Annotated in this window: 23 protein-coding genes; 14 read left to right on the forward strand and 9 right to left on the reverse strand. The window is 43.5% G+C overall.

Annotated elements, in window-relative coordinates; genetic code table 11:
- Positions 1 to 507: 507 nt before the first annotated feature.
- The 4 genes from QGN29_RS13960 to QGN29_RS13975 are packed head-to-tail and all read left to right on the forward strand — an operon-like array spanning position 508 to position 4,096.
- Positions 508 to 1,944, forward strand: coding sequence for a TadE/TadG family type IV pilus assembly protein (locus QGN29_RS13960; RefSeq protein ID WP_310798489.1), 1,437 nt, complete (start codon positions 508 to 510; stop codon positions 1,942 to 1,944).
- Positions 1,945 to 1,952: 8 nt separating this feature from the next.
- The gene (locus tag QGN29_RS13965) at positions 1,953 to 2,510 is read left to right on the forward strand and encodes a TadE/TadG family type IV pilus assembly protein (protein WP_310798490.1); all 558 of its coding nucleotides are present in this window, start codon (positions 1,953 to 1,955) and stop codon (positions 2,508 to 2,510) included.
- Complete coding sequence (locus QGN29_RS13970; RefSeq protein ID WP_310798491.1) at positions 2,497 to 3,075, forward strand: TadE/TadG family type IV pilus assembly protein; 579 nt, start codon at positions 2,497 to 2,499, stop codon at positions 3,073 to 3,075. The genes QGN29_RS13965 and QGN29_RS13970 overlap by 14 nt, the downstream gene beginning before the upstream one ends.
- A 34-nt stretch (positions 3,076 to 3,109) precedes the next feature.
- Positions 3,110 to 4,096, forward strand: a complete 987-nt coding sequence (locus QGN29_RS13975; RefSeq protein ID WP_310798492.1) for an alpha/beta fold hydrolase — start codon at positions 3,110 to 3,112, stop codon at positions 4,094 to 4,096.
- Positions 4,097 to 4,110: 14 nt separating this feature from the next.
- On the opposite strand, the gene QGN29_RS13980 is transcribed toward QGN29_RS13975, so the two are convergent.
- Complete coding sequence (locus QGN29_RS13980; RefSeq protein ID WP_310798493.1) at positions 4,111 to 4,812, reverse strand: hypothetical protein; 702 nt, start codon at positions 4,810 to 4,812, stop codon at positions 4,111 to 4,113.
- 227 nt (positions 4,813 to 5,039) lie between these two features.
- Here QGN29_RS13980 and trxB point away from each other — a divergent pair, with 227 nt between their 5' ends.
- The gene (trxB, locus tag QGN29_RS13985) at positions 5,040 to 5,993 is read left to right on the forward strand and encodes a thioredoxin-disulfide reductase (RefSeq protein WP_310798494.1); all 954 of its coding nucleotides are present in this window, start codon (positions 5,040 to 5,042) and stop codon (positions 5,991 to 5,993) included.
- A gap of 60 nt (positions 5,994 to 6,053) precedes the next feature.
- On the opposite strand, the gene QGN29_RS13990 is transcribed toward trxB, so the two are convergent.
- Positions 6,054 to 7,100, reverse strand: a complete 1,047-nt coding sequence (locus QGN29_RS13990; RefSeq protein WP_310798495.1) for a cysteine synthase A — start codon at positions 7,098 to 7,100, stop codon at positions 6,054 to 6,056.
- Positions 7,101 to 7,211: 111 nt separating this feature from the next.
- Positions 7,212 to 7,949, reverse strand: a complete 738-nt coding sequence (locus QGN29_RS13995; RefSeq protein WP_310798496.1) for a DUF748 domain-containing protein — start codon at positions 7,947 to 7,949, stop codon at positions 7,212 to 7,214.
- 191 nt (positions 7,950 to 8,140) lie between these two features.
- On the opposite strand from QGN29_RS13995, the gene QGN29_RS14000 reads away from it, so the two are divergent.
- Together QGN29_RS14000 and QGN29_RS14005 are read left to right on the forward strand one after the other, a co-directional pair.
- On the forward strand, positions 8,141 to 9,532 hold the full coding sequence (locus QGN29_RS14000; RefSeq protein WP_310798497.1) for a cytochrome P450: 1,392 nt from the start codon (positions 8,141 to 8,143) through the stop codon (positions 9,530 to 9,532).
- Between the two features lie 51 nt (positions 9,533 to 9,583).
- A complete protein-coding gene (locus tag QGN29_RS14005) occupies positions 9,584 to 11,191 on the forward strand; it encodes a GMC family oxidoreductase (RefSeq protein ID WP_310798498.1) in 1,608 nt (535 codons plus the stop codon).
- A 3-nt stretch (positions 11,192 to 11,194) separates the two neighbouring features.
- Here QGN29_RS14005 and QGN29_RS14010 read toward each other — a convergent pair whose 3' ends face one another.
- From QGN29_RS14010 to QGN29_RS14030, 5 genes are all read right to left on the reverse strand, one after another.
- The gene (locus tag QGN29_RS14010) at positions 11,195 to 11,953 is read right to left on the reverse strand and encodes a response regulator (protein WP_310798499.1); all 759 of its coding nucleotides are present in this window, start codon (positions 11,951 to 11,953) and stop codon (positions 11,195 to 11,197) included.
- A 172-nt stretch (positions 11,954 to 12,125) separates the two neighbouring features.
- Positions 12,126 to 12,626, reverse strand: a complete 501-nt coding sequence (locus tag QGN29_RS14015) for an RT0821/Lpp0805 family surface protein (protein WP_310798500.1) — start codon at positions 12,624 to 12,626, stop codon at positions 12,126 to 12,128.
- Between the two features lie 114 nt (positions 12,627 to 12,740).
- A complete protein-coding gene (locus tag QGN29_RS14020; protein WP_310798501.1) occupies positions 12,741 to 14,090 on the reverse strand; it encodes an ATP-binding protein in 1,350 nt (449 codons plus the stop codon).
- A gap of 5 nt (positions 14,091 to 14,095) precedes the next feature.
- Positions 14,096 to 14,767, reverse strand: coding sequence for a response regulator transcription factor (locus QGN29_RS14025; protein WP_310798502.1), 672 nt, complete (start codon positions 14,765 to 14,767; stop codon positions 14,096 to 14,098).
- Positions 14,768 to 14,809: 42 nt separating this feature from the next.
- Complete coding sequence (locus QGN29_RS14030) at positions 14,810 to 15,355, reverse strand: PepSY domain-containing protein (RefSeq protein ID WP_310798503.1); 546 nt, start codon at positions 15,353 to 15,355, stop codon at positions 14,810 to 14,812.
- A gap of 156 nt (positions 15,356 to 15,511) precedes the next feature.
- On the opposite strand from QGN29_RS14030, the gene QGN29_RS14035 reads away from it, so the two are divergent.
- The 7 genes from QGN29_RS14035 to QGN29_RS14065 all read left to right on the forward strand — a co-directional run bounded on the left by QGN29_RS14035 (position 15,512) and on the right by QGN29_RS14065 (position 22,246).
- A complete protein-coding gene (locus tag QGN29_RS14035) occupies positions 15,512 to 17,608 on the forward strand; it encodes an NAD-dependent epimerase/dehydratase family protein (protein WP_310798504.1) in 2,097 nt (698 codons plus the stop codon).
- Position 17,609: 1 nt separating this feature from the next.
- On the forward strand, positions 17,610 to 18,740 hold the full coding sequence (locus tag QGN29_RS14040) for a glycosyltransferase family 4 protein (RefSeq protein ID WP_310798505.1): 1,131 nt from the start codon (positions 17,610 to 17,612) through the stop codon (positions 18,738 to 18,740).
- A 70-nt stretch (positions 18,741 to 18,810) separates the two neighbouring features.
- Entirely contained in the window at positions 18,811 to 19,758 is a 948-nt protein-coding gene (ispH, locus tag QGN29_RS14045; RefSeq protein ID WP_310798506.1) for a 4-hydroxy-3-methylbut-2-enyl diphosphate reductase, read from the forward strand.
- Positions 19,758 to 20,711, forward strand: coding sequence for a homoserine kinase (thrB, locus tag QGN29_RS14050; protein WP_310798507.1), 954 nt, complete (start codon positions 19,758 to 19,760; stop codon positions 20,709 to 20,711). The genes ispH and thrB overlap by 1 nt, the downstream gene beginning before the upstream one ends.
- Entirely contained in the window at positions 20,701 to 21,138 is a 438-nt protein-coding gene (gene rnhA, locus QGN29_RS14055; protein ID WP_310798508.1) for a ribonuclease HI, read from the forward strand. The genes thrB and rnhA overlap by 11 nt, the downstream gene beginning before the upstream one ends.
- Before the next feature lie 41 nt (positions 21,139 to 21,179).
- Entirely contained in the window at positions 21,180 to 21,680 is a 501-nt protein-coding gene (locus QGN29_RS14060; protein ID WP_310798509.1) for a protein tyrosine phosphatase family protein, read from the forward strand.
- 101 nt (positions 21,681 to 21,781) lie between these two features.
- Positions 21,782 to 22,246, forward strand: coding sequence for a Dps family protein (locus QGN29_RS14065; protein WP_310798510.1), 465 nt, complete (start codon positions 21,782 to 21,784; stop codon positions 22,244 to 22,246).
- 30 nt (positions 22,247 to 22,276) lie between these two features.
- Here the strand turns inward: QGN29_RS14065 and QGN29_RS14070 are convergent, their stop codons facing one another.
- Complete coding sequence (locus tag QGN29_RS14070) at positions 22,277 to 23,575, reverse strand: DsbA family protein (protein WP_310798511.1); 1,299 nt, start codon at positions 23,573 to 23,575, stop codon at positions 22,277 to 22,279.
- Positions 23,576 to 23,659 lie beyond the last annotated feature (84 nt).

Raw genomic sequence — 23,659 nt, forward strand, 5'->3', positions numbered from 1 at the left:
AACCTGACTGAAATCTTTGACGCTTTCAACAAAAATAAACCGACAAATTATTGAAATTAAAGGGTTATTTTAAATAAAACTTTAACTAAAATATCATGAAATTTTCATCGACCTCTTTTCATTGGATTTTTCCCTGTGTCTAAAATTTTAAGAAAATATGGAGCCCCTAACTTACCCCACAAAAAAAATTCTTCTTATTGCCCTTGGAGAGGCAAAATGAGTGAATGTCAGGATGAATGCATCAAAAGAATCGCTAAATTTTCATAGAATCAACTAAATTTTTCATATGATTTTTCAAAATTTTCCGAATCAAACCCCCTTTGACTCTCTAAAATACCCGAAATTTCATTCTATTTTTGATATTGAAGCGGCATAATTTCGAATCAACCTGTAATATTCTCAATTATTAATTCCTAAAATTTTACCAAAAATGAAGCCATCCATTGCGCCTCTCTTTATAATAGGCATAGGGTCTAGCCCAGATTGAAACTGATTCAGGAGCACCAGATGCCATTCAAATGCCCTAAATTGCTAGATTTTATAAAGAATGAAGAAGGCGGCCTTAGCCCTCTTATCGCAGGCTCTATGGTTATGCTTATCGGCGTGTCGGGTATAGTTGTAGACAGTGCTCGCATGTTTTACGCGAAAAATATCATGCAAAAATCATTGGATGCGGCAGGCTTGGCCGCAGGGCATTCCATGCATAGCGAAAATATGGAACCGAGTGCTCAAGAGTTTTTCAATTCCAATTTCAATGAAAACCTTACCTACGCCTCTAGCGCTCAGATTTCCGTAACCATTTCAGATGATAACAAGCTGATCAATTTAACTGCCACGGCCTCAATCGATGCGACATTCATGAAGCTATTTGGTTTTAATACTCTTGATATAAGTGCCGCAACGGAAATTACACGAGATACAAGAGGGATGGAACTTGTTCTCGTCATGGATAATACTGGCTCTATGCGCTCCAGTAGCAAAATGACTGCCATGAAGGATGCGGCCGAAGATCTGATTGAGATTGTATACGGAGATAATGACACAAATTCTAATTTATGGGCAGGTCTAATTCCTTATAGTTCGATGGTGAATGTAGGACAAAGCCATGTGAACTGGCTCAATCTTACTCACCAAGACGATGTCAATCTCCATGATAAATTCGGCCCTACAGAATGGAAAGGCTGTGTCATGGCTCGGTCAGATGATGAAGATCAAACCGATACAAACCCTACCACTGAGCCATTTGATTATTTCTTTTGGGATGATGACGTTGACAATAATTGGATTAAAGATGATGGCAGCTTTCAGCTCAGTGAAGCTAATAGTGCTCAGAATAATGGACGAGGCCCCAATCTGGGCTGCGGTCCAGCAATCACACCGCTTGTAGCTTCCAAAACAACTCTAATTGAGGCCATCGATGAAATGGAACCCTGGCACAGAGGAGGCACAACAAGCAATTTGGGCCTAGTATGGGGATGGCGCGCTTTATCACCGAACTGGGCAGGCTTATGGGGCGGCGATAGCCCCGCCTTTTTACCCTTGCCTTATGATACGCCTTTTATGGATAAAGTTGTTGTTCTTCTCACTGATGGCAATAATCAATTCTATGACTGGAAAAGCCATAGTCCAGATGGAGGTGTGGGCCCTTTTGGATCAGATAAAACAGGGTATGGCCGTCTACATGATCTGGGGGTAACTTCCTTGTCAGATGGTCAAGACCTGTTAGATGATGGCCTTGCAGCAACCTGTGAGATAATGAAAAATGAAGGTATCATTATCTATACGATTACTTTCGGAAACTCGCCCAATAGCCAGACGCAAGACCTCTATAGAAATTGCGCTTCAAACAGCAGTTTTTATTTTCATGCCCCTGGCAATGGAGATTTAGCTACCGTTTTTGAGAGCATTGGAAAACAATTGTCCAATCTCAGACTATCAAATTAGGAGGCATTATGTTTCATCTCTTTCGTCACTATAGAAAAAACAGAGAAGGCGGCATGACCGTTGAATTGGCGATTATCTTACCAACCTTTCTAATGATGGTTGTCGGGATTATGGAAACTGGAATGCTCTTCTTCACCAGCAGTTCTCTCGAGAATGCTGTACTTCATACTTCTCGTTTTGGTATTCTTGGCAATGACGGCGATGATGGCACTACGCGAGAAGATCAAATCTTAAGTATCATTGAAGAACAAACATTTGGCCGTGTAAATATGGGCGACTTAAAACTTGATACATTGGTTTATAACAATTTTTCAGACATCAATACAGAAGAACCCTATGACGATGCCAATGACGATGGAGAATATACAGATGGAGAAAGCTATTCTGATGTGAATGGCAATGGTCAGTGGGACGCCGATATGGGAATCCAAGGTTTGGGGGGCGCTGGGGACATTGTACTCTATAAAATAACCTATACCTATAAAAGTCTAACGGGCTTTATGGATCCAATTTTTGAGAATATCGATATGACAGCTACAGTGGCGGTGCGAAATGAGCCTTTCTAAGCCCCTCTTTGCCTCCTTCAGAACACTCTTAAAACGGTTCTATATAAATAGCAAAGCTTCGGTCACAGTCGAACTCGCTGTGTCCTTGCCTTTCTTTTTCTTGATTGCGATCAGCATTGTTGAAACTGGCAATTACCTTCAAATGCACCTTAAATTATATCACACTTCTGTAACCATCGCGGATTTGGTAACCCGAGATGAAGAAATAACAGAAAGTGATATAACTGATATCTTGAATGCAGCGGGGCATGTACTTGCCCCTTATCCTATTGGAGATAAAAGCAAGATTTATATCTCTGCTGTCTATAAGGACCCAGACGATGATGCAAAAGTATTATGGCAACGAAGCGGTGCTGGCACCATAGCCATAACAAGCAAATTTGGGAGTGAAGGAGATGTGGTCACCTCCATAAATGGTATTTCAATGCTGGATAATGAAAGTGTCATCATCTCTGAAGTCTATTATGACTATGAACCTTTAATTGTCCCCAAAATCGCATCCCATAGAATTTATAAGTCCACATATTATCGGCCGCGTATCGGCGCCTTGACTTCCGTCGATTAATAGTATTTGCTGGCAAAAAATAACGAGGACGTGCATGCCAGAAACATCTCAAGCTAAAACCGCCTACTCTTACCCCAGTAGTCAGGAAAACTCTTTACGAAGAACAGAGCCTTCAGGCGGGCGCTATGATTATTTTGATAGTTTTGACGGGGCAAAAATCCGTTACGGCCTTTGGCCAATCCCAAATGCACAGGGAACAGTAATTCTACTCGGGGGGCGCACAGAATTTATTGAGAAATTTTACGAGGACATGCATAATTGGCATGCACGCGGCTATTCTGTCGCAGCAATGGATTGGCGCGGACAAGGCTTATCAGAAAGGCTTTTATCACATTGGGGTGAGGATCACAGAGAACGACATTATCTCAAAAATTTTGACGACCTCATTGCTGATCTAAAATTTTTCTTCGACACCATTCTTGTTAACGAAATGCCTAAGCCCTTCATTCTCATGGGGCATAGCCAGGCTGGCCATTCAATTCTTCGTTTTATTCATGACCACGGCGCTCTTGTTGAAAAAGCCATATGCATTGCGCCCATGGTCGATATTTTCATGCCTCTTCCAGACAGAGTCACCAATTCCCTGCTCTCTATCGCTGAGTGGTTGGGCCAAGACTATCGATATGTCCCTGGCCACAAGGCTTTTAAAGATGGACGTTGGGGATGGAGAAAAAAGCTTACAAATGATGAGGAACGGTTTGAAGATGAAGATTGGTTCATTCACAATAAAGACAGAAAACTGGCCGTTGGCGGAGTCACATTCGGCTGGTTAAAAGCAGCGAAACAGTCTATTCATCGTCTAAACAGCCCAGGATTTCCTGAAAGTATCACAACTCCGACCCTTATCTTTCAAGCAGGGGATGATGAAATTGTTGATAATAAAGCACAAACAACATTTGCTAAGCGCATGCCTCATGTTGGTTTAGTCCGCATTGAAGGGGCCAAACACGAACTTCTTAAAGAAACTGATTCTGTTCGAGAGAAAGTTTGGAAGGCCATAGATCATTTCATTGCACCATAATGAAGTCCTTTCTTCTATGCGCTGAAGAGACTTCCCATCAAATCTGCCCAAAACTGTGTGGGGCCCAAAATGAAGAAGACGGCATATCTAAGAACAAGCGCTGAAATCCCTAACTTTGTTACCCAATGGATCTTTTCATCTTGCCTTCTATCATAGAGACAAACAAGGGCTAGCAAGCCAAAATGTAGCAACAGGCCCAGAGGTGGGAAATCTAATAGATTGCCTATTCTCCCTACGGCAGGGTCAAGTAAGACAATGCACGTCATCAGCATAAAATGCTTATGGACGTCAGCTTGTTTTCGAGTGAGATAAGCCATAAAAAAGAATAACGGCATTAAAGTCGCATCTAAAATGGGCAGCATGATGAAATGGTGAGCCGTGAAGGGTATAAAGTCTGGAACGCCCCGCGCATAACTCTCGGGAATCACAAGCAGCATAGAAATGGCCATCAGCCCTACGAGCAATAAACTCAAGATGCCTATTTTTTTATGCATCACATAGTTTTTACTCCCAATGAAGCCGGCCTGAATGACAAATAATATGTACCACAGTGTCCAACAGACTGAGTGAACGATCAGGGCTGAAGAAAATTCAAAATCCGTCGAATATTTTTCAAAGACGGTTGGGACAAATCCTATTAAAATCAATAAGATAAATAAAAATCCCATACGCACATAAAATGATGACAATGGATGATTAGCTGTTCCCTTAGTCATCTTGACCTCCCCTTCAAAGAATACCTTGGAAGCAGACTACCACAATTTATCTAATTCATCGGATATAAATTATTTTCTATTCAATAAAACCGATTACAAAAATTGATATTCCCTGATTGCATTTCTGAGCTGATGGCTTATCTATATTCTCAAGAAAGCACGGGCGAGTCTCTCTCGTCAGGCTAATAGATAAAACCCCACAATGGGATGCGTATTGGAGAATGAGAATGAGCGAGACAAATCACACCAAAATGTTGGTTATTGGATCAGGGCCTGCCGGCTATACCGCAGCCATCTATGCAGCGCGAGCAAATTTAGCCCCTACGGTTGTGACAGGTCTTCAAGCAGGGGGTCAGTTAACAATCACGACTGATGTGGAAAACTACCCAGGATTTGCCGATCCAGTGATGGGTCCTGAACTTATGGAAGCCATGCGGCAGCAGGCTGAAAACGTTGGCACTAAAATTTTCTATGACACGATTGTTGATGTAGATCTTGAAAGCCAGCCTAAAGTGGCTACTGGGGACAGCGGCACGAAATATACAGCTGATTCAGTTGTAATATCAACAGGCGCGCAAGCGAAATGGCTCGGATTGCCTTCCGAAGAAAAATTTAATGGCTACGGTGTATCAGCCTGTGCCACCTGCGACGGTTTCTTTTATAGAAATAAAGAAGTGATTGTCATCGGCGGCGGTAATACAGCGGTAGAGGAAGCTCTCTACTTAGCCAATATCTGTAGTAAAGTGACCTTAGTGCACCGCAGAGATGAACTCCGGAGTGAAAAAATTCTCCAGGACCGTCTTTTTGCTAACGAAAAGATTGAAGTCAAATGGGATACACAACTTGATGAAGTGCTTGGTGATGAAGAGCCTCTTGGTGTGACTGGCGCGCGCCTTAAAAATACAAAAACTGGTGAAACAGAAGACATCGCCATTCATGGTATTTTTGTGGCCATTGGCCACAAGCCTTCAACGCAGCTATTCAAAGGTAAGCTTCCGATGGATGATGAAGGGTATCTCATCAAGCAGCCAGACAGCACGGCAACTGACATTCCCGGTGTTTACGCAGCAGGTGATGTTACTGACAAGGTATACCGCCAAGCGGTTACGGCTGCGGGAATGGGCTGTATGGCCGCTTTAGAGGCAGAAAAATTTGTCGCTGAATTAGAGCTGAAGAAATAACCTGCCTTGATCTAAAGAAAAGAAAAGCCGCATTTAAAGCGGCTTTTCTTATGGGCAATCCTATTCAAGAGGCGCCTGAATAGACGTCTCACCGGCATGGCCACGACGCAGCCAATCTGGTACGGGAATATCTTTACTATCAAGGAAATCAGGATTGAACAACCGGGACATATAGCGGGTACCACTATCACACAACAGCGTCACTATGGTCTTACCAGGTCCCATTTCTTTCGCTAATTTCATAGCCCCGCCAATGTTTATGCCAGAACTAGATCCTGTACATAATCCTTCCTCAGCCATCAAATCATACATAAGTGGCAAGGCTTCCTGATCTGTGACTTGGTAAGGATGATCAATCACAGCGCCTTCAAGATTGCCTGTAATGCGGCTCTGGCCAATCCCCTCGGAAATGGAATTTCCAGCCCCTTTCAATTCACCATTTTTATAATAGTTATAAAGATTTGCTCCCATGGGGTCCGCCAAACCTATTTGAATAGAGGGATCATATGCTTTCAAGCCCATGGACATGCCTGCGATTGTTCCCCCAGTCCCAGCTGCACAAATAAAACCATCTATTTTTCCGTCCAACTGATTAATAATTTCTGGAGCTGTTGTATGGATATGGGCGTTCCTATTTGCCACATTATCGAATTGATCAGCAAAAATTGCACCGCCGCTACGTTCCTTATCTAGTTTGGCTGCAAGGCGACGCGCCACATGTTGAAAATTATTTGGATTTGAATAAGGCGCCGCAGGAACCTCTACCAATTCAGCCCCGAAAAAACGGAGTGTGTCTTTCTTTTCTTGTGTTTGAGTTTCAGGAATGACAATCACGGTTTGATACCCTAATGCTTTGGCAACTACCGTGAGGCCAATTCCAGTATTTCCCGCTGTGCCCTCAACAATGGTCCCGCCAGGCTTGAGCAATCCTTTCGCTTCAGCATCCCGAACGATCGAGAGTGCTGCCCTATCCTTCACTGAACCTCCTGGATTCATAAATTCAGCTTTGCCATAAATGGTGCAACCCGTCAGTTCTGAAGCCTTCTTCAGCTTGATCAAGGGCGTCTTGCCAATGGCGTCTATTGTTCCAGAGTAAACTGCAGACATAGGTTTTCCTTTCAAACTTTGTCAGGAGATAATAAACTCACAAACAAACTTCAAGAGAAAAAATATTATTTCACGAACAAGAAAATGTGATCAAAGTAGAATAATATTCTATTAATTGTCTTTTTTCTTCTTTTTGAACAGACCCAAAACATTCTTAGCCTTATCCTTTAAGCCTTTCACATCATCGGGTAATTTATCCTCCAAAGACTTTACTTTAGATTTTAATCCTAACTTCACTGCAGCCTTGGCAATTTGAGGCTCTAGAGCATCTAAAGCGTGACGGATCATTTCTTTAGGCGGGATGCCATTTTGATCAACCCCTACATTCTTCAATTCAATATCAGCCAGTTTTAGTTCGTGCTTTTTGCCATCTTCATACTGGAAAGAGGCTTTGATATTACGCAATAATATTGACTTGGCCGAAAGTTTCAAATCAACAGACTCTGAATTCTCCTCAGATGTGCTGAGCTTTTCTTGCAAAGCTTGAAGGTTTGTTTTCCGGTCTTTCATCACAGCATTGAGGTTTAAGCCGTTTAGATCAATTACATCGATTTCCACATGTTGACTGATCAGACTTGCAGGCTTTACAGCAAGAGTGAAGTCATCAAATTTGACCAACTGACCATCCCCATATCCCTGAGGCTGATCTATTGAAAACCCACCAAGCTGTACTTTGCCGACAAAAGGAGACAATTTAACATCCCTCAGAGCGACTTTTGTTCCTAAAATCTCAGTCCCTTCAGAAGAGACACCACTCGCAATCATCTCTTCCCCTTTAAAAGCGAAAACTGCAACGCCAACAAATAGTACAACAATCAACAGACCAATAAATATCAGTATTTTTTTCATAACCCTACTCTTCTCTCCAAGAAATACGCGACCTAACACCGCAGTCTATCACTCTATAATAGAGACAGCAAATGGACATTAGTTGATTAGTTTGACTCTATTCTTAAAAAATATTAAATTATTTTCTAGACTACTGAGTATATTAATTACGTTTCGAGTTGTTCATTTCCATCTAAGCAAAAGGACTTGCAATGACACTTGCCAAGACGTCACAAAACCAGTCTCCCAATTTAGCGTCCTTAAAAGAAGGGCCTTTAAAAGAAGTACCTTTAAAAGAAGTACCGGGCGAAAACGGCTGGCCGATCATTGGTAATACGTTTAAAGTTTTAAAAAATCCTGTGGAATATGGGCAGAAAATGCGCGCTAAATACGGCGATATGTATTATTCAAATACTTTCTTTAAAAAAGTTGTGAATGTGCGCAGTCCTGAGGCTTACCAACAGATTTTAATGGACCGCAATAAGGACTTCTCTTCCGAGCGGGGCTGGAATCATTGGATCGGAAAGGTTTTCCCTCGAGGCCTCATGCTCTTAGATTTTGATGAACATAAAGCACATAGGCATATTATGGCTCCTGCTTTTAAAACTCAGCCAATGAAACATTACTGCGATGTGATGAACCAAGAAATTCCTTTACGTATCAAAGAATGGGCTGATAAAGAAAAAATAGAATTTTACCCCTCTATTAAACAGCTGTCGCTAGATCTTGCTACAAAAGTCTTTTTTGGTGATATCGATGACTCTCTCGCTAAAAAGATAAACACATCTCTTACGGATATGGTCCTGGCTTCGGTCGCTCCTATAAGAGTTGCGCTCCCGTTTACACAAATGTCAAAAGGCATTAAGGGGAGAAAATTTGTCTCAAATTACATTCAGAGTGAAATTCCTAATCGCCGTGCTGGGGACGGTGATGATATCTTTTCTCACATGTGTCGGGCTCAAGACGATGAAGGCAATAGTTTTTCTGATCAAGAAATTATCGATCATATGAATTTCTTATGGATGGCTGCCCATGACACAATAACCAGTTCAACAACAACCCTTGTTCATGAACTGGCTCGGCACCCTGAATGGCAAGATAAATTAAGACAAGAAATTGCTGACCTCGGCCAAAATGAACCAGGGGTAAGCTATGACCGCATGCATGACCTGCCCTTAACAGAATGCGCCTTCAAAGAGGCTCTTAGAATCCACCCCCCAGTCCCCAGTATAGCTAGAGAAACTGTAAGAGATGTTGAAATAGACGGCTTTCACATACCCCAAGGCACTCATATTGGTCTAATGCCTGCAGCGACGCATATGGATGAAGACATTTGGCCAGAACCCGAGAAGTTTGATCCCTTACGTTTCACAGAGTCAGGCGGCGTCAAACAACGGCATAAATATGCTTGGATCCCCTTTTCAGGAGGTGCACACATGTGCATTGGCCTTCACTTCGCCTATATGCAGTCAAAACTAATAATGGCGCACCTCTTGCCCAACTACGAATTAAAAGTCCCGGAGGGGTATCAAGCAGAGTTCCAGATGCTTCCCCTTACAAAACCGAAAGATGGCTTGCCAATCACTTTGAAAAAATTAAGCTGAGCGAAATATTTATTATCTAGGATAAGCCTTTGTATAGGCCCATGAGGATTTATGAAAACAGAATTTGATTTTATTGTAGTTGGCGCAGGCTCTGCTGGCTGCGTTTTAGCCAATCGCCTAAGTGCAAATGGTCAGTATGAAGTCTTGCTTATAGAGGCTGGCAAGGCTGACAAAAGCCTCGCGATCCATGTTCCAGCCATGCTCGGGGAAGAAATCTCTTCTACAAGAAATAACTGGTTTTATTGGACAGAACCGCAAAAACATCTGAATAACAGGAAACTATTTTGGCCACGCGGCAAAGTTCTTGGCGGTTCTTCCTCTTTGAATGGAATGGTTTACATTCGCGGCCATGCACGAGATTATGATGAATGGGCCCAATTGGGTTGTAAAGGCTGGTCTTTCTCCGATGTGCTCCCTTATTTTAAGAAGAGTGAATCATTTGAAGAAGGCGCTGATAGCTATCACGGCGGTGATGGCCCCCTCAATGTTGGGCCTCGTACCAGTGACAACCCCCTAAATGATGCTTTTCTGGCTAGTGGCCTAGAAGCAGGATTTAAAGAAAGCGCTGATTTTAATGGCGCTGACCAAGAAGGTTTTGCACCCTTTCAACAGACGATTAAAGAAGGCCGACGCTGGTCGACTGCCGCAGCTTTTCTCAAGCCTGTTATGGACCGTGCGAACTTAACAGTTCTTACAGGAGCTCTTACTCGGCGCGTCGTGATTGAAAAAGGAAAAGCCGTTGGCGTCGAAGTTGATCATAAAAAGAAAACTCTACTTTTCACAGCTCGACGGGAGACGGTCTTATGTGGGGGTGCAATAAACTCGCCTCAGCTCTTGATGTTGTCGGGCATTGGCGATGAAAAAGATCTTAGAGGTCACGGCATAGCTGTGAATAAACACCTTCCTGCCGTCGGCAAAAACATGCAGGATCATCTCGATACAACAGTCACAGCTTACTGTAAGCAACCCATCACAATGAAACGCTATAAAAACCCCTATCATGCACTGACAGGCTTATGGAAATGGTTCAGAAAAAAACCTGGGTTTATGTCTGACATTATTGTCCCAACGGGTGCATTTTTAAAGTCAGATGCGGCACTAGAGCGTCCTGATATCCAATTCCATATGATCATGGCCATTGCTGATGAGCCGCATGGCTTTGCCTATCCCAAGCACCATGGCTTTGGCATTCATAGCTGCGTCTTGAGACCAAGAAGCACAGGCACTATTAGCCTGAAATCTAGTGATCCTCACGATCATGCTCTCATTGATCCAAATTATTTAGCAGACCCATATGACCTTGAAATTGCAAGAGCAGGAGCCCGAATGTCAGCAAAAGTACTTACTCAACCTGCTTTTTCCCCATTCTTTGAGCGATTTGAAGAGCATTGGGAGGGCATCTTGGATATGTCTGATGATATGCTCAATGACGTTATCCGCGCGAAATCTGAAACGATCTATCACCCGACAAGCACCTGCACGATGGGGGCAGCTGATCACCCTATGAGTGTTGTTGATCCAAGCCTCAAAGTGATCGGCATTGAAAACCTAAGGGTAGCTGATGCCTCCGTGATGCCTAGATTGATCGGCGGCAATACAAATGCACCAACCATAATGATTGGTGAAAAATGTGCTGATATGATGCTTGATGGTACGTGATAATTACCTTTGAGTTTGCCACTCTTTTTTCGCCTCTAAGATTGGTAAGAGTACTCGGAGGAAGTGATCCTGCTGTATGGGCTTTTCCAAAAGAGTGTCCATCCCAATTCTCTGGCATTTCTGTGAAATATTTTTGTCTATCGATGCCGTAAATCCTATGATGGGGATGTTGCAAAGCGGCGCTTGTCCAGATCGAATTTCTTGTGTGGCCTCGAATCCAGACATGGTGGGCATTTTAAGGTCCATCAAAATTAGATCGAAATCACAATCCTCATCTGTCATTTTTTTTAAGACTTCAACACCATCAGCGACAGTCGTTAAGCTGTGCCCCATTGCTGTAAAAAAGGCCTCATAATAACGGCGATTCTCTCTATTATCATCCGCCAATAATATGTTAAATCTCTGCTGAAAACTCTCCGTTTTCTCTTGAATTTCTTCAAAGCCAAAGGGCATAGTAAAATGAAATTCTTGCCTCTTGTCACGGCCTTCACTCTGGCAACCACTGAAGGATAAGACCGCCCCGTCTTCCTCGTAGACCAACTCAATAGAGAGTGCGAAGGATGCTTTTGAGTGAAAGGGGGCCACCGCAAAGAGTTTCTCATGAAAGAGACTGTGTAGCTGTGCACAATCAATCAACAAGGTAGAAGGGATATCTGAGGCAAAGGAGAACGCAACATCGCACCCCTGCAAACAGTCTATGATGGAGGGGTGAGCAAATATAGTCTGCACGGCATTTTCTATGGTGGTTGACTTAATCCTCATATCCCTGAATTCCTTCATACTGGCGTTCTTTCAAATGAGAGAAATATCCTTAGACCAGATCTTCCGAAGAGCATACAAAAAAAGCAAAGACGATTACGCCTTTGCCAGATGCTTTTTTTCCAGATGCCTTTGCATTATGCCTTTTCACGGCACTTTAGCTTTTAAAAAATTTCTATTTGTCGACGATCTCCCAACTTCCGTCAACTTGTCGGCAAGCTTGACCATAGGCCTTCTCTTCCTTGCCTCCAATTGTTACAACCTGAGTATACTCTCTACAGTACCGACCTGTTTGCTCGTCTTTAATCGCCGGCTCAGGAATATAATATCCCCGATGTCCAGAATCTGGATTATACCAGTCAGTCTGTACACCGCCACTTGTTTTCTCAAGTGAAAAGTGACGTGCTTTTCCTGCCAGCAACCGATCGCGCTGGTCTAATTTTTTCCCGACACTATTGCCAATCATTGCACCTGCCATATAGCCAATCACCATGCCTGCGCCGCGATCCCGACCGCCATCAATTTCAGAACCGAGCCATGCCCCAAGACCAGCCCCTATGAGTGTCCCAATACCTTCATTTACACCGTCGCCCTGACATGCTGTCAGGCCAAAGGCCATAGTTACAACTAAAGTCATTTTTTTGAGAGATTTTGTTTCCATTTTAAGAGCTGCCATTCTTCTATCCTTTCAAGGTGCCGATGAACACACTACCGCCTATAGCCTGAATACTATCTGAATGAAGAATGGCATTAGTGCGGCAGAAAAAAGACAAGTAAAGATTTCTGAAAATCAACTTACTTTTGGCAAGGTAAGATAGATCTTCAAACCGCCATATTCTGATTTTGAAGCATGGGAATGGCCACCGTATAATTCTACAACGTCTTGCACAATGGATAGACCAAGGCCAGAGCCTTTAGTTTGAGTATCTAATCGCTGGCCTCTCTTGAAGAGCTCTTCAAAGGCATCCTCTGGAATTCCTGCACCATTATCCTCAACGATCAGCTGAAACATTTCACGATCCATCTCGGACGGAGTGTCTAAACTTCGTGTAGAAATATAGATTTCCTCTCCGCCGTATTTACAGGCATTTTCAAGCAGCACACCAACAATCTCTGTCAAATCTTCTTGCTCTCCGGCAAAAAGTAAGGATGGATCAATGTCTACTGTAATGGTAAATTCTTTTTCATGGAAGACAGTTTTCATGGCCTTTTTCAGTTTCGTTAGAACACTAGAAACCGAAATCCCTCCTCCGCTCATCCGCCCTGCCACTCGAGCGCGCCTCAAGTGATGACTCACATGATTTTGCATCATGTTAACCTGCTCCGAAAGAAGATGAGTATTGACTGGTTTATCACTATTTCCCGCTTCATTCTTCAAAACTGTCAAAGGAGTCTTTAAAGCGTGAGCCAAATTTCCAACATGCGTTCTCGCACGCTCTAAAACTGTTTTATTGTAGGAAATAAGTTCATTAATTTCCTGAACCATTGGATCGATCTCAGCTGGAAACTGGCCTTCAATGTTTGGTCGACGGCCAGACCGTACATCCCGTAATTTATGCCCCAATTGATGTAAGGGACGAAGCCCAAAGAAAATTTGCACGAAAATCACCATCAAAATGGCCAACCCAATCATAAGCAGAGCCCAATTCAATACTCGATCAAAGCGATCTTTAGATTCAAGTATTGATGCTGTGTCCAAGGCTACAACATAGCGAAAAATGCGATCACTTTCTGGCAAAATAATGTCTTGCTGTAAACTCCTTAATTGCTGTTCTTCTGGCCCTAATAAGCCTGAAAATCTTCCTCTTAAGGCTTGTTTAGAAAGGTCCAATTCTAAAGCCTGATCCCACAGAGACCGAGAGCGAAAGGGGTCAGTATCAACTTCAGATATTTGCCAATAAAACCCTGAAAAGGGCTCATCGAAGCGTTGGTCTAGGACTGGTCGATTAAAGCGAAGCTCTCCGGCTTCGCCCAGTTCACTGACCCCTATCATAGTATCCAGCATTACACGCAGGCGCAGATCCATGTCTGACCTTAAACTCTCTTCAAATGTCCATGAAATAACCCATCCAGCCAAGGACAAAGACAATAGGATCACTATTGAAGAGGAAAGTAAAAGACGGGATGCTATGGAATTCAACGCTCTTATCCTTCGTCTTGAACTTCTTCTAATCGATATCCAAGGCCTCGTACCGTGACGATCAACCCTTTATGAAGCTTCTTGCGCAAGCGAGTTACAAAGACCTCAATTGTATTAGAATCTCGGTCAAAATCTTGATCATAAATATGCTCTGTTAATTCTGTCCGACTGATTACCTTTCCTTTATGATGCATCATATAGGCTAGCAATTTAAACTCTTGAGCTGTCAGCTTAACAGGCATCCCTTCATATGTGACCATACTGCTTCGAGTATCCAATGTTACCTCTCCGCAGGTAAGCTGTGAGGTTGTCTGGCCAGCATTCCGGCGAATGAGTGCCCGCAGTCTTGCCATAAGTTCAGCCATATTAAAGGGCTTAGCGAGATAATCGTCGGCCCCAGCATCTAGACCTTCCACTTTGTCTGACCAGCTGTCTCTTGCTGTGAGCAGCAATACGGGAATTTTAACTCCATCACTACGCCACTGTCTTAAAACTGAAACCCCGTCCCGAATAGGCAAGCCTATATCTAAAATTATAGCATCATAAGGTTCAGTTTCACCGAGGAAATGGCCCTCTTCACCGTCATGAGCCAAGTCAACCGTATACCCACTCATTTCCATAGCGGATTTCAATTGCCCCGCTAAATCTAGGTCATCCTCTACAATTAAAATCCTCATATCTGCCTTCCTGTCATTATTATATTTTGTTGTTTTTTTATTTTAACGTTGGCTAATAATTCTGCCCGTTTGAGCATCTACAATCACGCGAACCACTCGGCCTTGCTCTTTACGCAAAACCAACTGGTAAACCCATCCACGATTTGTCTGCACCAAATTCTGCCCGACAATCTTACCATTCAAGCGCTTTTCAGTGTCTCTTTTTATTGTCTTATAAGGTTTAATATCACCGCGTTTTTGCGCTTTAAAAGCACGTTGATGGTCATTATTTTTGCGATCTTGTGCTCTTTTTTCTGGAGCTGACCTGCGTTTCTTCTTTGAATCGACTGGCTGTCTTTTATTCTTTAGACGTTTTTTTGTTTGCGTCGCTTTCTGTCTTTTCTTTCCTGAAGATTTTTCAGAAACTTTTTCAGAAACTTTTTTCCTTTTTCGAGTCTTCTTTTTCTGCTTCTTCTTCTTATCATCAAAAACGATAGTAGCATTCACTGTACCGCCAATAGAGGCTGCAGCCTTCTGTACAGATACAGGGCTCGTTGTAAAAAACAGCATCAAAGCCATTATCATCGATATTTTATTTTTTACACTCATTTGGCCACTATCTCTTATTTGCAATGAACTTAAGCTGAATGGTTTCTTCGTAAAGTGACGAAACTTTAGTAATTTCTTATTGGAATTCCAATAGTTATTATTTACTGTCGCCCTATATGACATTCGGGGGTCATACTAGCACAGGAGCCTTTGAGCATGAAAATAGCTCTTTTAGGGACTGGAGTCATTGCTGAAACGCATGCTGCAGCACTCATAGACTTAGGACTGAACGCAGCAGCCGTTGTTGATCTCAACCTCTCAAAGGCGCAATCCTTTGCTGAGCAATTCTCTATACCCAATGCTTTTTCAAGCCTTGCGGACATGAAAGAAGCAATCTCTATTGATAGTTTGCATATATTAACACCGCCGCCAACCCATGCGGCCTTAGCAGAAGAAGGCCTAAAGGCAGGATATCATGTCTTCCTAGAAAAACCTGCTGCTGTGACCAGCGCTGAGCTTGACAAATTGACCGCCCTTGCTCAGCAGCATGAGGGACAAGCTTTTTCTGTTAATCAAAATTCTCTTTTCATCCCCGCGTTTAAGCAAGCTTACGACTATGTTCAACAAGGGGCAATCGGGCCCATTCAAACTGTATCCTGTTCATTTGCAGCCCCGCTTAGGCAATTAGAAGCTCAACAATTCTCACATTGGATGTTTGCAGAACCCCATAACATTCTGCTCGAGCAAGCGGTCCATCCTTTAGCCCAGCTGCAAGCTATCTCTGGACATGCACAGTCCCATGCATGGGTTAAATCACCGCCCATTCAAATCTCTGGTGGCAAAGATTTCTACCAACAGTGGGGCCTTACTTTTGTGAGTGACAACAAAGTAACAGCACAGCTTAATTTTGTTGTAGGAGTCCCGACCCCGTCGTGGACACTGACGATTGTAGGCATTGATGGATCCATTGAGGTGGACATGATGAAAGGGACCTGTTCGCTATACCAACCAAGTAAATGGCTCGAAGCGATGGACCATCTATTCTCAGGGCGCACAATTGGCAAAGCTATAAGAGCACAGACCAGAAAAGGCTTCATCAATTACTGCAAAAGCATGATTGGCCTGTCAGGGCGGCAAGACAGTTTCTTTTTAGGCATGCGTGGTTCTATAGAAAATTTTTATTCCGCCGTAGATAACCAAGCCTCTTCCCTTCATAGCTTTTCATTCGCAGAACGTCTGACACGGCTCTGCTCTGATCAAGCCGCACCCACTACGCAGAATTCCAGCGATTTAATCATTCATCGCCCAGGGGAGACTCTTGAGAAGGCTGATCTAGCCCTGATTGGGGGTACTGGATTTATTGGTCGGCATCTGACACAGCAACTTCTTAACAGCGGCAAGAAAATTAGAATATTAGCACGAACCATGTCAGGCTTGCCTGACCTTTTCACTCACAAAAATATTACTTTAGTACAAGGGGATGCCCGAGATTCAACAGCTCTTGCGACGGTCACTAAAGATATGCCTGTTGTACTCAACCTCGCTCACGGCGGCGGCGGGCATTCAGCAGATGCCGTTCTTGATGCCATGTGGAGCAGCGCTCAAAAGGTTGCTGAAGCTTGTGTGATGGCAAAAGTAGCGAAACTTGTCCATATTGGGTCTATTGCTGGCCTTTATTTAGGAGACAAGAGGGAAACTATCTCAGGGCGTACACTTGCAGACCCCACCCCAAACACTCGATCAGATTATGCCAGAGCCAAAGCCATCACAGATGAGAGACTCATTGCTTTTTCTGAAGACAACAATCTGCCTCTCGTGATCCTAAGGCCTGGTGTTGTTCTTGGGGAGGGCACAAGTCCCTTCCATAGCGGATTTGGTGTCTTCAATATTGAAAAGCATTGCTTAGGATGGAGCAAAGGCGACCATGTCCTTCCTTTAATCCTAGCAGAAGACGTTGCGAGTGCCTGTATCTTATCCGCAGAAAAAGACGGCTTTACTGGATGCTATAATCTCTCCGGCGATACGCTTTTGGGGGCGAAAGACTATATTAAGGCTCTCGCACAGGCGACAGGACGTCCACTTGTCTACCATGCACAGTCCCCTTTCCAAATATATCTTGAAGAAAATGTCAAAGTTCTCATCAAAAAAATAGCTGGCAAGAAGCAAGGATTTCATTCACTTCGCGAATTTAAATCTCGTGCGATGTTTGCTCATTTTGATTGCTCTGATATCAAGAATGAATTGGGCTGGAAACCGGAATCCGACATGCACGCATTTAAGAGAAAAGCTTTAGAAATTCATAAAAGAGCCTAAGATGTCAGATATACTTCATATTTTTTCAACGTTTGAAGTAGGAGGCCCCCAGCGCCGCTTTATCGACCTGATCAGAATGCAAATGAAGGGCGAGCCTAACTCTTTTAAACATCATATACTAGCTTTAGATGGATGCTATGACGCCTATGCACTTCTTCCAGAAGAGAGTAAAGGCGCTCAAGTCATTAAGGTAGAACCACCTGATCTAAGCAGGGGATTAGTGAAAAATATCCTCACGATCAAAGCTTTTCTTTCTGAGCATAAAGCGTCACAAATTCTAACCTATAACTGGGGCAGTATTGAATGGTCATTAGCCGCTCGATTCTGTAGCAAAAAATCATATATCCATGTGCAAGATGGCTTCGGTCCTGAAGAGCAATCCAGCCAAATATTTCGCCGTAAAGTCTTTAGGCGTCTTGGGTATGGTGGGCGATGCAAAATCATTGTACCAAGCCACTATCTAAAAGAGATGGCTTTGAAGACATGGGGAAGATCACTTTCGTCGCTCTGCTACATACCCAATGGCATTGATCTAGAGCGCTATTCCATTGCCCCTGAAGTTGGACTTAGAAAAGAATTGTCTCTTCATGCCGATCACTGCGTAATCGGCACAGTCTGTGCCATGAGGCCTGAGAAGAACATTGGACGACTGATAGAGGCTTTCTCTCTTGTAGAAAAAGACTATCCCAACGCGCGTCTCTTGCTTGTTGGCGATGGCATGGCCCTTCCTGCTATGAAGATGCTAGCTGAGCGTATTGGATTGAAAGAAAAGATACTTTTTGCAGGACATCAAACACAGCCTGAACGATATAGCTGTTTATTTGATATTTTTGCCCTCTCCTCAGATACCGAGCAAATGCCCCTAGCCGTGCTTGAATCTATGGCAGCAGGTAAAGTCATTGCTGCAACAGATGTCGGTGATGTTTCCACCATGGTTGCCGCTGAAAATCGACCCTACATCTACGGCAAAAGTGCTAAAATATTAGCTCAAAACCTTGGTCAACTGGTTGCCACAAAAGCAGTCCTTTCTTCAATAGGTGAGAAAAATAAAGAAAAAGCCTTTGCAGACTTTAGTGATGCTCAAATGTATAAAAAATGGGCTCAGATATATTCCGAAAGCAAAGACAGGTAAGCCTTGATTTTCCTAGAGACTAAGGCTAGGAAATTGAAACTACAGATTCATATCTCTTGAGGACACACCCATGGAGCAAACTGACATAACAATTCTTCTTGCCAATCCCCGGGGATTTTGTGCAGGGGTGGATCGTGCAATAAAAATTGTTGAACTATCGCTCAAAAAATTTGGGCCGCCAGTATATGTTCGGCATGAGATCGTTCATAACCGTTATGTTGTAGAAAGCTTAGAACAGCAGGGGGCAATATTTGTAGACACCCTTGCCGAGGTCCCCGATGATGCGCCGGTGGTATTCTCAGCCCACGGTGTACCGAAATCTGTTCCCGCAAAAGCAGAGGCCAGAAAAATGGTCTATGTGGACGCCACATGTCCTCTCGTCTCAAAAGTGCACCGCGAAGTAGAGCGCCATGAAAAACTTGGTCGCCATATCCTCATGATTGGTCATGAAGGCCATCCTGAAGTTGAAGGCACCATGGGGCAAGTCGAGACCGGCACCATCAGTCTCATTGAAACAGTAGAAGATGCACAAAAAATTGATTTAGAGACCCCAAACGAGCTGGCTTTTGTGACCCAAACGACCCTGTCCGTTGATGACACCTCTGATATTGTCGATGCCTTGGTTGATCGATTTCCGCAAATTACAGTGCCGAAAAAAGAAGACATCTGCTACGCCACGACCAATCGACAAATCGCTGTCAAAGCCCTGGCCAAAAAATCTGATCGAATTATCGTTATCGGAGCCCCAAACTCTTCTAATTCTAGACGTCTTGTAGAAGTGAGTGAAAAACAGGGCTGTGAAGCTCGTCTTGTTCAGCGTGCAACAGAACTTGATTTTGCTTGGCTGGAGGGTGCTAACTCTATAGGCATTACGGCCGGAGCCAGTGCTCCAGAAATATTAGTGGAAGAAGTTATTGAGGCCTTAAAGGGACGCTGGTCTGCTAAGGTAGAGGTCTTAACAACTGCTGAGGAAAATGTAACTTTTAAAGTTCCTCCGCTCCTTAAGGATGTGAGTTAATGGCTGTTTATACGCAAATCAGCGATACATTGTTGAAAGAGTATCTCTCAGCCTATGACGTTGGAGAGGCAACAAGTTTCAAAGGGATTGCTGAAGGGATTGAAAACTCCAATTACCTGCTACAAACCACCACAGAAAAATTCATCCTCACCATCTATGAAAAACGTGCCGACCCAGAAAATTTGCCCTATTATCTCACACTCATGAAGAGCTTAGCAGAACAGGGGATTAAGAGTCCTTTGCCTATTGAGGATAGAAAAGGCCTTGCTCTTAAGACCCTCAAAGGCAAGCCTTGCTGTATGATCAGTTTTTTAAATGGAGTCAGTAGTGACTTTCCCAACGACCGTCAAAGCTATAATTGCGGCAAGGTTATGGCTGAAATGCATAAGGCTCTTTCTGACTTTCCTGAAACAGTGGAGAACACCCTCTCTGTATCTGGATGGTTAGAACTCTTCAAAGGGCGTGCAGAGCAAGCCGACGCCCTTCACCCTGGAGCTGGGGCTTTTATAGCAAACCAACTGGCTTATCTTCAGGATCAGTGGCCGTCAACATTGCCAAGAGGCACCATTCATGCAGACCTATTCCCTGATAATGTTCTCTTCTCTGGCGACGAGGTTTCCGGAGTGATCGATTTCTATTTTGCCTGCACTGATATATGGGCTTATGATTTAGCCATATCCCTAACAGCTTGGTGTTTTGATTCTGAAAATTGTTTCTTGCCAGAAAATGCGACGGCTATGATTGCTGGCTATCAGTCTGTGCGCCCACTAGAGACAGAAGAAAAAGATAATCTAGTTCTCCTTTGCCAAGGGGCCAGTATGAGGTTTTACCTAACACGTCTCTTTGATTGGTATGTGGATACAACAGACGCCCTCGTGAAAAAGAAAAACCCTCAGGTCTATCTAGAGCGCCTTCAGCATTTCACCCGGGAAGGATTGTCCTATGGGAAGTAACGTTGTTATTTATACAGATGGTGCCTGTTCTGGAAATCCCGGCCCTGGGGGCTGGGGAGCATGGCTTCAGTACGGTCAGCATTCTAAGGAACTCTATGGCGGTGCCTATGAAACCACCAATAATCGAATGGAACTAACTGGGGCGATTGAAGCCTTAAAAGCACTGACACGTTCCTGTGAAATCGATTTATATACAGATAGCACCTATGTGCGAGATGGTATCACTAAATGGATTCATGGCTGGAAAAAAAATGGATGGCGGAATGCCCAAAAGAAACCCGTTAAAAATGCAGAACTCTGGCAAGCATTAGAAGCAGAAGTTGACCGCCATTCTGTCAACTGGCACTGGGTCAAAGGGCATGCCGGCGTTGAAGGCAACGAGATTGCAGATCAATTAGCCAATAAAGGCATGGATCAATTCAAATAATAGGATATACTTCTGTTTCGATTATAAATCAGGAGGATCTTATGCGCTATTTATCTATCACCTTTATCATGTTGATGTCCTTTTCATTCGTAGCTGTTTCAGGCGACGATGATGAAATAGAGATGAAAAATGCTAAATGGATTTCTGACAAAATTCTTGTTGGAGGTCAACCTTCAGAAACTGACCTTGCCAAGCTTAAGAAGCAAGGCATTAAAACAATTGTCACCCTTAGGCCAGAAGCTGAATTTGATCGCAGCGATCTCTTATTGAAGAGTAATTCTCTTGGCATGACATACTTATCATTACCAATCGGTAGCCGTAGCGACATCTCATTAGACAAAGCAAGAATGTTGGACAAAATTCTAGCAGCCTCAGAAAAAGATAAAGTGGCTGTCCACTGTGCCAGTAGTAACCGGGTCGGCGCATTGATGGCATTACGAGCCTTTCATCTTAAAGGGAAGTCTAAAGAAGACGCCCTCAAAGAAGGAGAAAAGGCTGGTCTAAAAAGCTTGAAAGGTGTGGTAGAACCCCTCTTGAAATAAATCTAATTTATCGATCATTAAAATAAATATAATCAATTGGATCGATTTAATTGAAATTGATACTGTCAGGTCAATCGAAACGCTAACAGAAAGATTGACCCATGACACTCAATAACGGCATTGATAGACAATCACAGGCAGTGATTGCTTCACAACTAAAAAACATCTTAGCAGACAGCATTACGCTCTATGCCTTAACTCAGAATGTCCACTGGAATGTGACTGGCCCCTTATTTCAATCTGTGCATGCCATGACTGAGGATCATTATCTAGAACTTGCCACTGCCATTGATGACATCGCTGAGAGAATAAGGGCCCTAGACGTAAAAGTCCCCCTTGACCTAAGTGGCCATAAATCTGAAGGACATAGTGTACTAACGGAAAACTCAGATGCAAAGGAAATGGTTGAAGCGTTGGTTAGGGCCCATGAAACATTAGCTCGCGGATTGAGAGCGAGTATCTCTACTGCGGCCGATGCATCAGATGAGGTGACCGCAGGATTGTTAACAGATCGATTGACCATCCATGAAAAAACAGCCTGGATGTTGAGAGCCCTTCTTCAGTAAAGAAATAGATTCAGTAAAGAAATAGAAAGACTAGGTGGGTGTTTTCTCACCTAGTGCTTCAGCAAGAGCCCAAATGCGGTCTTGCCCCCAAAAAGTTTTCCCGTTTGCTCGCATCACGGGGACTCCCCAACATCCGTACTGAAGGATTTCTTTTCTATTCTCTTCCAGTGCTTCCTGCCATTCCTGCTGCTGCAAAGCGTCACGAACGATCGCGAGGCTGATTCCTGATTTTTCTGTAATTTTCTGGAGTCCCTTATCAGTAGACGCATCAATACCTTCCGCCATAACAGACCGGAAGAACACTCTATAAAAAGCCAACTCCTTACCTCTATCAATGGTCGATAAATACTGACCAATTGCTAATCCATAATGTACAGCTTTACCTAAAGGGTCGGCAAACCGTCCAAAGGCAATATCATGTTGCAAAGCCTCTCTCTTAGCATCCTTAACGATATAAAATTTCTTAGTATCAGGCACTTTCAGCCCTCTGGCTACCATCGGCAATACTGGTTTCAAGTTAAGTTTGACGCCTGTTTCAGCACTAAGCGCAGCCAATTGTTCCAAGGCTAGATAACTGTAGGGACTTCGCAAAGAAAAATAAAAATCTATAACACCTGATGCTGAGGAAACTTTTGAGCGACGGAGTCCGTATCGCCAAAGTCTCTGCAAATCATAATGAACTTCTCCGTCCCCAATAAGTAGGCTATTAAAACGTTGTTCCAAGTGATCAAGACGATCAATGCCCGTATACCATTCTCCAGCATAATAAAGTGATCCACTGGCGTAATGCCCCAGCGAAATCAACAGCCGCTCATTGGCCCTCAGTGTCTCTTCTTCGACAAGCGCAACAGAACATTTTTCTTGAATGCGACTTACAGAGCGACGCCATAAAAGGGCTCCCAATTCTTCTGCCACTGCAAAGAAGTCTGGTTTGTCTTGGATGCTAGCAAGTTGGCGATTAACCATACCTGTTGACAGAACGTCAGGAACTGTTGCATCTGCCGGAAAGCCTAATCCATAGAGTTTGGCGACACGGGAGGCATCAACAATCGAATAGGCTTCAAATCGAATGGGATCAGGATACATAGACCCAGGAAGGCGCTCCAATACTTTGGGGCGTATAGTCACTTGAAAGCGTTGAGCAAGCTCAGGTAGAATTTGCACCATAAGTTGACAATAAGGATCATCAGCTCGGTGAAAGTATAAGAGCTCATGCTCCTTACCTGTAAGCTTTCGTTTCCATTCCTGAAGGCGCCTTTCTAATCCAAGCTTGAAAGAGCTAGTGATCCATTCTGCACCAAATGGTCGGAGTGTTTTCTTAAGTGACATAGCAATCCCTAATGAGTCCTTCTCTGTTTTTAATGCCTTCCAAGGCAGAGAACAACTAAAAAGGCGCGCAATAAAAAAGGGCAG

This window comes from Temperatibacter marinus, assembly GCF_031598375.1.
In the GTDB taxonomy this organism is placed as follows: Bacteria; Pseudomonadota; Alphaproteobacteria; order Sphingomonadales; family Kordiimonadaceae; genus Temperatibacter; species Temperatibacter marinus.

What these genes read in the sequence shown, in the direction of transcription:
- QGN29_RS13960 (WP_310798489.1), top strand. Translation starts at nt 508, where the DNA reads ATGCCATTCAAATGCCCTAAATTGCTAGATTTTATAAAGAATGAAGAA.
- QGN29_RS13965 (WP_310798490.1), top strand. Translation starts at nt 1,953, where the DNA reads ATGTTTCATCTCTTTCGTCACTATAGAAAAAACAGAGAAGGCGGCATG.
- QGN29_RS13970 (WP_310798491.1), top strand. Translation starts at nt 2,497, where the DNA reads ATGAGCCTTTCTAAGCCCCTCTTTGCCTCCTTCAGAACACTCTTAAAA.
- QGN29_RS13975 (WP_310798492.1), top strand. Translation starts at nt 3,110, where the DNA reads ATGCCAGAAACATCTCAAGCTAAAACCGCCTACTCTTACCCCAGTAGT.
- QGN29_RS13980 (WP_310798493.1), bottom strand. Translation starts at nt 4,812, where the DNA reads ATGACTAAGGGAACAGCTAATCATCCATTGTCATCATTTTATGTGCGT.
- trxB (WP_310798494.1), top strand. Translation starts at nt 5,040, where the DNA reads ATGAGCGAGACAAATCACACCAAAATGTTGGTTATTGGATCAGGGCCT.
- QGN29_RS13990 (WP_310798495.1), bottom strand. Translation starts at nt 7,100, where the DNA reads ATGTCTGCAGTTTACTCTGGAACAATAGACGCCATTGGCAAGACGCCC.
- QGN29_RS13995 (WP_310798496.1), bottom strand. Translation starts at nt 7,949, where the DNA reads ATGAAAAAAATACTGATATTTATTGGTCTGTTGATTGTTGTACTATTT.
- QGN29_RS14000 (WP_310798497.1), top strand. Translation starts at nt 8,141, where the DNA reads ATGACACTTGCCAAGACGTCACAAAACCAGTCTCCCAATTTAGCGTCC.
- QGN29_RS14005 (WP_310798498.1), top strand. Translation starts at nt 9,584, where the DNA reads ATGAAAACAGAATTTGATTTTATTGTAGTTGGCGCAGGCTCTGCTGGC.
- QGN29_RS14010 (WP_310798499.1), bottom strand. Translation starts at nt 11,953, where the DNA reads ATGAGGATTAAGTCAACCACCATAGAAAATGCCGTGCAGACTATATTT.
- QGN29_RS14015 (WP_310798500.1), bottom strand. Translation starts at nt 12,626, where the DNA reads ATGGCAGCTCTTAAAATGGAAACAAAATCTCTCAAAAAAATGACTTTA.
- QGN29_RS14025 (WP_310798502.1), bottom strand. Translation starts at nt 14,767, where the DNA reads ATGAGGATTTTAATTGTAGAGGATGACCTAGATTTAGCGGGGCAATTG.
- QGN29_RS14030 (WP_310798503.1), bottom strand. Translation starts at nt 15,355, where the DNA reads ATGAGTGTAAAAAATAAAATATCGATGATAATGGCTTTGATGCTGTTT.
- QGN29_RS14035 (WP_310798504.1), top strand. Translation starts at nt 15,512, where the DNA reads ATGAAAATAGCTCTTTTAGGGACTGGAGTCATTGCTGAAACGCATGCT.
- QGN29_RS14040 (WP_310798505.1), top strand. Translation starts at nt 17,610, where the DNA reads ATGTCAGATATACTTCATATTTTTTCAACGTTTGAAGTAGGAGGCCCC.
- ispH (WP_310798506.1), top strand. Translation starts at nt 18,811, where the DNA reads ATGGAGCAAACTGACATAACAATTCTTCTTGCCAATCCCCGGGGATTT.
- thrB (WP_310798507.1), top strand. Translation starts at nt 19,758, where the DNA reads ATGGCTGTTTATACGCAAATCAGCGATACATTGTTGAAAGAGTATCTC.
- rnhA (WP_310798508.1), top strand. Translation starts at nt 20,701, where the DNA reads ATGGGAAGTAACGTTGTTATTTATACAGATGGTGCCTGTTCTGGAAAT.
- QGN29_RS14060 (WP_310798509.1), top strand. Translation starts at nt 21,180, where the DNA reads ATGCGCTATTTATCTATCACCTTTATCATGTTGATGTCCTTTTCATTC.
- QGN29_RS14065 (WP_310798510.1), top strand. Translation starts at nt 21,782, where the DNA reads ATGACACTCAATAACGGCATTGATAGACAATCACAGGCAGTGATTGCT.
- QGN29_RS14070 (WP_310798511.1), bottom strand. Translation starts at nt 23,575, where the DNA reads ATGTCACTTAAGAAAACACTCCGACCATTTGGTGCAGAATGGATCACT.